This is a genomic window from Flavobacterium hydrophilum (genome assembly GCF_003202405.1).
Classification (GTDB): Bacteria; Bacteroidota; Bacteroidia; order Flavobacteriales; family Flavobacteriaceae; genus Flavobacterium; species Flavobacterium hydrophilum.
The window spans coordinates 1-235 of the sequence record NZ_QJHL01000034.1 but is presented as its reverse complement, the minus strand read 5'-3'; the positions used below and the strand labels follow the sequence as shown (position 1 = coordinate 235).

General features: G+C 45.1%; 1 protein-coding gene. It reads right to left on the bottom strand.

All coding sequences use genetic code 11. The features are described from left to right. On the bottom strand, positions 1-235 hold a 235-nt coding region (locus tag DMB68_RS23530; RefSeq protein ID WP_196783724.1), incomplete at both ends, for a hypothetical protein.

Here is a 235-nt window from a genome sequence, read left to right as displayed (position 1 = left end):
CGGGGCTTGCTACGATTTGCAGGTTCGCACCACTGATGATGAAAGCGCTGTTGTCTGTACTTCCTGCACCAGCGACCAAAGTGTAAGTGAAAGTATTTGCAGCATCAACATCAACAGAAGATAAAACGCCTACCGTTGTTCCGCCCGCTACATTTTCGTTGATTGCCGTAGCAGAAAGTGCCAGGTCTGTAGGTACTTCGTTAAGGTTGTTTACATTGATAGTAAATGTTTTTTC